The following is a 6,180-nucleotide window of genomic DNA, read 5'->3' as shown; positions in this document are numbered from 1 at the left end:
AGTAACGGTCATGCATGACATACGTAAGGGTCCGCGTAAACGGCCACATGCAAAAAGCCATCCGAACATTCGGATGGCCTTCCGTACAAGGGGTTACCGGGTTACTCTTCTTCGCCGTCTTCTTCGCTCAGTTCCTGCCAGAAGTCAGCGACCTTTTCCCATTCTTCGTCGTCTTCGATATGGCTGAACACTTCTTCGCCGTTTTCCTCATACTCGACGCGGAGGATAATGGCTTCATCCTCTTCGTCATCGAGAGGCAGCAGGATGGCGTATTCCTTGCCATCGACTTCGACGCGGTCCAGTTCCTCAAACTCCAGTTCGTTACCGTCTTCATCAGTCAGGACGATGATGTTTTCTTGTTCCTGATCCACCGGTAATCACCTCTATTCGCTACGAAACTAAAGCCATTGTATACCAGGGGACATCCCTTGTCAACGAACGCTCAAGGTAAGTATATCCCGCAAGGCCGGTTGATAACCGTTTTTTAACCCCGTCCTATTGTGTCGAACGATTGGTCGATGAAGGGGCCTTTCGCTGTCGGGGGGCTCTTGTATCATTCATGGGCCTGGGCGTCATTCGGGGTTTCGCTCGATTGCTCCTTCGCCGCAAGATGCGCCTTTGCGTCCATGTAGTTCTGCAGGATCAGCACGGCGGCCAATTTGTCGATGACCTGCTTGCGTTTGGCCCGGGACATATCGCCGGCGATCAACGTCTTCTGGGCGGCTACCGTGGTCAGACGCTCGTCCCAGTAGTCGACGGGTATGTTCAGTTTTTCCCCGACGACGCGACCGAATTCACGGATCCCTTCCGCCCGTGGGCCGTAAGTGCCGTTCATGTTGCGCGGCAGTCCGCAGACGATCCGCTCAACCTCATAGGTTTTCATCAGTTCTCTCAGGCGCTCCAGATCGGCGGCGAGGCGGCCGCGCCGGATGGTCTCGACGCCCTGGGCCGTCCACCCCATCAAATCGGAGACGGCCACGCCGATGGTCTTGTCCCCTACGTCCAACCCCATGATCCGCAATGTTTCATACCACCTTGATGCAAAAATCCCGGCACATGCGCGAGCAGTAGCCGCAGAGGAGGCAGCGGGCCGGGTCGACGACGGCGTGCTCTTCTAATCGCAGCGCCCCCTGGGGGCACGCCGGCACGCAAGCACCGCAGCCGGTACACCAGTCCTCGATGTGGAGCCTTCTCCCTCGCCCCCGCACCGCCTGCCAGTTCTCCTCGGAGACCGCTTCCCCGGCAAAGAGGCGCAGGTTCACTTCCAGTTCCCGCTCGGACTGCATGCCCACGGCGATGGCGTCCAGGTGGGGTTGGGCGAGCGCCCAGGCGAGGGCTTCCGGCGCTTTGGCATGAAGATTGCCGCCGCCGAGGACCTTCATGCCGTAGATCCCCTTCCCCGCCTGATGGGCGTCGGCGATGGCGGCGAGCATGTCCGAGGCCGTGCCGTCGAGGATGCCGATGCCTTCCATGTTGATCAGCGGGTGGATCACATCGACCTCGTCCATGGCGGCGGCGGCACGGACGGCGGCGACGGCGTGGGTCGAGATGCCCACGGCCTTCACCCAGCCCTGCGCCTTCGCTTCCAACAGGTATTCGAAGGCTTCCCGGTGGCCTCTTAGGGTATGCTCGCTCTCCTGCTCATGGAGCAGGAAGATGTCGATCACATCCCGGTCCAGTTCCCGCCGCGCCTCTTCCAAGGCCTCGCGCATCCCTTCGGCGCTGTAGGCGTAGGACTTGGTGGCGATGACCACGTCGTCGATATCGCCCCTGTCACCCTTGTAGCCGCGCAAAGCCTCCCGGATGTAGGGGTAGGTGCCGTAAATCTGCGCCGTGTCGACAAAAGTAACGCCTGACAAAAAGGCCTGCCGCAACAGCGCCGCTCCCCGGTCAAGGGGGAGCGACCCTTGCAGCGGGCCGATCGTCAGGCTGCCAAAACAAAGACGGGAAACTTCCAGTCCCGATTTGCCGAGTCTTACTTTGCCGAGGTTTTCTTTACTGAGATTTCTCCTCATCATGGCTCTCCAGGTAAAAACGTACAAGCTCTTCCAATAGATCGTCTCGCTCCAGCCGGCGGATCAGGCTGCGGGCGTTTTTATGGCTGGTGATATAGGCGGGGTCCCCGGAGAGAAGGTAGCCCACCAACTGGTTTATGGGGTTGTAGCCTTTCTCCTTCAACGCTTCATAGACGGTGCGGAGAATGTCGCTGGTGGCCAGCTCATCTTCCGCCTTCGCCTGGAACATCATCGTCTGGTCAAAGGTTTCGTTTGCCATCGGTCCCAACCCCCCAACGGAATCACGCTCGAACAAAAAGCTTGGGCAGATAGAAAGCTAGTGCAGAAAGGGTCTCTTCCATGGTCACCATCAAACAGTCACCAAATCGCTCTCTCCAACCATATTATTCTGCGCCAGTTTCTATTTTCCTCTACTTTTACCCTATTTAATCTGACTCTTGAGCAGCTTTTTCGCCGCTTCCAGGGCATCGGCCAGTTTGGACGGGTCTTTGCCTCCGGCCTGGGCCATGTCGGGGCGACCGCCGCCGCCGCCGCCGCAGACCTTGGCGGCTTCTTTGACCAGGTTGCCGGCGTGGACGCCGCGTCCGACGATGTCCTTCGTGGCGGCGGCGACGAGGTTCACCTTGTCGCCGGCGACAGCGCCGAGGATTAGGACGCCAGAACCGAGTTTTTCTTTCAACAAATCAGACATAGACCGCAAGGCGTCCATGTCGGGCGCCTGCACCTTGGCGGCCAGGACGGTGACGCCGTTGATCTCCTCTTTGCCGGCGAGGATGTCGTCGACCTGGTACTTGGCCAGGCGGCCGAGCAGTTGCTCGATCTCGCGGTCCTTCTCGCGAAGTTGGGCTTGGAGGGAATCGACGCGGTTGGTCACTTCGGCTGTCGGGACTTTGAGCTTTTCAGCCAGGGCGCGGACGGTCTCTTCCTGCTCGTTCAGATAAGCGAGGGCCGCTTCGCCGGTGACGGCCTCGATGCGGCGAAGGCCTGCACCGATGCCGCTTTCGGAGAGGAGCTTGCAAAGGCCGACCTGGCTGGTGTTGCCCAGGTGGGTGCCGCCGCAGAGTTCCATCGAGTAGTCGCCCATGCGGACGACGCGCACCGTATCGCCGTATTTTTCACCGAAGAGCGCCGTGGCCCCCATGGCCTTGGCCTCTTCGATGGACGTTTCAAAGACCTCGACGGGCAGGGCCTGGAAGACAGCCTGGTTGACGGCCGCTTCGATGCGGTTCCACTCGTCCCGGGTGAGGGGGCTGAAGTGAGAGAAGTCAAAGCGCAGCCGGTCGGGCGTGACGAGGGAGCCGGCCTGGTTGACGTGATCGCCGAGGACTTCCTTTAACGCCTTGTGCGTGAGGTGAGTGGCGCTGTGGTGGCGGGCGATGGCCAGCCGGCGGGCGCTCTCGACCTCGGCGGCGACTTGATCGCCTTCCTTTATAACGCCTTCGGCCACGACGCCGAAGTGGACGTGCAGGCCGCCGGCCATTTTTTTCGTATCATCCACGCGGACGACGGCGTCGCCGGCGCGCAAGAGGCCTGCGTCGCCGATCTGACCGCCCGATTCGGCGTAGAAAGGCGTTTCGGCGAGGACCACCTGGACGGCGGTGCCGGCGCCTGCCTCGGTGACGCGCTCGGCGCCAGAGACGATGGCTTTAACGACGCTCTCGCCGGTGGTCTTGCCGTAGCCGGTGAATGTGGTCGGCCCGAGTTGCTGGAGCAGTTCGGCCCAGAGTTCCATGCCGGCGCCGTAGACGGTGTCCTGGCGGGCGGCCCGGGCGCGTTCGCGCTGGGCTTCCATCGCTTTTTGGAAACCGTCCTTGTCGACGGTGAGGCCGTTTTCCTCGGCGATGTCCTCGGCCAGGTCGAGGGGGAAGCCGTAGGTGTCATAAAGGGTGAAGGCCTGCTTGCCAGGAAGGACGGCGCCGCCCTCCTGCTTGACCTTGGCCACCATGTCGGCGGCGATGCGCATGCCGTCGTGGAGCGTCTCGTGGAAGCGCTCCTCTTCGATCTTGATGACCTTGCGGACGAAATCCTGCTTCTCGCGGATGTCCGGGTAGGCCGCGCCCATCAATTCGACGACGACGGGGACGATCTCGTGCATGAAGGGCTTGTCGATGCCGAGGACCTTGCCGAAGCGGACGGCCCGGCGCAGGATGCGGCGCAGCACGTAGCCGCGGCCTTCGTTGCCCGGCAGGACGCCGTCGGTGATCAGGAAGGTGCAGGAGCGGATATGGTCGGCGATGACGCGGAAGGGAAAGCCCCGGTCGTCGCGGTGGTAGACCTGGCCGCAGAGCTGCTCCACAAAGGCGATGATGGGCCGCAGGAGGTCCGTGTCGTAGTTGGAGCCCACGTTTTGCAGGACCGAGGTGACGCGCTCCAGGCCCATGCCCGTGTCGATGGAAGGCCGGGGCAGCGGCGTCATCGTCCCGGTTTCATCGCGGTTGTACTGCATGAAGACGAGGTTCCAGATCTCGAGCCAGCGGTCGCAGTCGCACTTGCCGATGGCGCACTCGTCGGCCTTGCAGCGCAGGTGCTCGCCGCGGTCGATAAGGATCTCCGAACAGGGGCCGCAGGGACCGGTGTCGCCCATGGCCCAGAAATTGTCCTTCTCGCCGAGGCGCAGGATGCGCTCTTCGGGCACGCCAATCATGTCGCGCCAGAGGGCGAAGGCTTCGTCGTCATCGAGGTAGACGGTGGCGTAGAGCTTGTCCTTCGGCAGTTGGCACACACCGGTCAGGAACTCCCAGGCATACCGGATGGCGTCCTTTTTAAAATAGTCGCCAAAAGAGAAGTTGCCGAGCATCTCAAAGAAGGTATGGTGACGGGCCGTCCGCCCGACCGTGTCCAGGTCATTGTGCTTGCCGCCGGCGCGGACGCATTTCTGGGACGTGGTGGCCCGCACGTAGGGACGCTTCTCGAAGCCGAGGAAGACGTCCTTGAACTGGTTCATGCCGGCGTTGGAAAAGAGCAAGGTGGGATCGTTGTGAGGGACCAGGGAGGAACTGGCGACGATGGTGTGTCCTTTTTGCTCGAAGTATTCGAGAAAGAGCTGCCGTACCCGGTTGCCGGTGAATTCCAAAGCCTTAACGCCTCCTTGAAAATAAACAAAAACCCATCCCCGGACCGCCTAAAACGCCGGCCAGGGACGAGTCAATCCACGTTCTTATCGCGATTGGATCATCGCTCGACTCGTCCTGTCGATATGTGTCCAATCTGTAATATAGCGTGTTGGGGAGGGGGATGTCAAGGGAGGGGACTTTGTCTACACATAACGGTAATCGAACCTGAACCTCACTTATAAGCCATCGTCATGCTCGCCTTCACCAAAATATTTTAGGAATAGAATATCTCTATCTATATATGTATAGTGTATTCTTCGCTCCCCTAAAACCCTAAATCTTCGCTCTGTCTTCTTTCGTCTAACTGGTTCATCTTTTAACCCTTTATTTCTTGACGCCTCAGATTGTATAAGTGTAAGCCTTTTTGCAATTGCAATTAGTATTTCATCCAGATATTCATTTTCTTGAACTAATCTTCCGATGAAATCCTCAGAAAACTGATAATTATATACTAGTGGTTTGTTTATGATATGATTTGTTACGAATTCTATTCCTCTTCTTACCTTGTTTGATTCATCTATTGATTCGGGCCAAAAAAATGTTGATAATCCAATTGAAAATACCCAATCCTTAGGTTCGCAAATAATACTCGGATTAATCCTATTAGGGTGACAATCGCAATAGAAATAACATTCTTGTTCTTTTAACGACTTGTTGGGTATTCCTAAACACAAATAAAAGTCTTCTTTATTATCTATTAAAGAATGTACTAATTTAAGAAATGCATATGTGATTTCTTTTTGAATGCTTAATTGTAATCCAGGATAAAAATCACATATATCGAAGCCCCCATCATCTAAAAATCTAAAATTAGGATGGATTTTTTGGTATATTGTAGGAACAATTTTGTTCTTCCAATTTTTATCTGCCCTCCATGGAGGTAAACTCTTATCATTCCAAAGAAAAGATTCAAGTTCATCATTCCAATTTATTTGAGTAACTTTGTTATCGTTGATAAAGTCTAACATAGCATATAAGTTTTCAAGAAACAAATCCCGTTTTTCTTGGACGTTCCACTCTAAGTCAGTAATGAAAAGTATTGATGGTTCCAG

The 6,180-nt window shown here is 56.8% G+C and carries 6 protein-coding genes; all 6 read right to left on the bottom strand.

All coding sequences use genetic code 11. The annotated features are described in order from the left end of the window. Positions 1-101: 101 nt before the first annotated feature. The gene (locus tag GTO91_RS17355) at positions 102-371 is read right to left on the bottom strand and encodes a DUF1292 domain-containing protein (protein WP_012281410.1); all 270 of its coding nucleotides are present in this window, start codon (positions 369-371) and stop codon (positions 102-104) included. A 182-nt stretch (positions 372-553) separates the two neighbouring features. Continuing rightward, on the bottom strand, positions 554-1,021 hold the full coding sequence (gene ruvX / locus GTO91_RS17350) for a Holliday junction resolvase RuvX (protein ID WP_161259982.1): 468 nt from the start codon (positions 1,019-1,021) through the stop codon (positions 554-556). A gap of 4 nt (positions 1,022-1,025) precedes the next feature. Next, positions 1,026-2,015 carry an aldo/keto reductase gene (locus tag GTO91_RS17345; RefSeq protein WP_161259981.1) on the bottom strand — a complete coding sequence of 330 codons (990 nt, stop codon included), beginning with the start codon at positions 2,013-2,015 and terminating at the stop codon, positions 1,026-1,028. Then, complete coding sequence (locus GTO91_RS17340) at positions 1,996-2,274, bottom strand: IreB family regulatory phosphoprotein (protein ID WP_161259980.1); 279 nt, start codon at positions 2,272-2,274, stop codon at positions 1,996-1,998. The genes GTO91_RS17345 and GTO91_RS17340 overlap by 20 nt, the downstream gene beginning before the upstream one ends. A gap of 162 nt (positions 2,275-2,436) precedes the next feature. Further along, the gene (alaS, locus tag GTO91_RS17335; protein WP_161259979.1) at positions 2,437-5,088 is read right to left on the bottom strand and encodes an alanine--tRNA ligase; all 2,652 of its coding nucleotides are present in this window, start codon (positions 5,086-5,088) and stop codon (positions 2,437-2,439) included. Positions 5,089-5,304: 216 nt separating this feature from the next. Beyond that, positions 5,305-6,180, bottom strand: an 876-nt coding sequence (locus GTO91_RS17330) for a hypothetical protein (protein ID WP_161259978.1), incomplete at its 5' end; no start/stop codon positions are given.

Origin of the sequence: Heliomicrobium undosum (genome assembly GCF_009877425.1) — a bacterium.
GTDB classification, from domain to species: Bacteria; Bacillota; Desulfitobacteriia; order Heliobacteriales; family Heliobacteriaceae; genus Heliomicrobium; species Heliomicrobium undosum.
The sequence above is the reverse complement of the archived record's forward strand: the minus strand, read 5'-3'. Positions and strand labels throughout refer to the sequence as shown.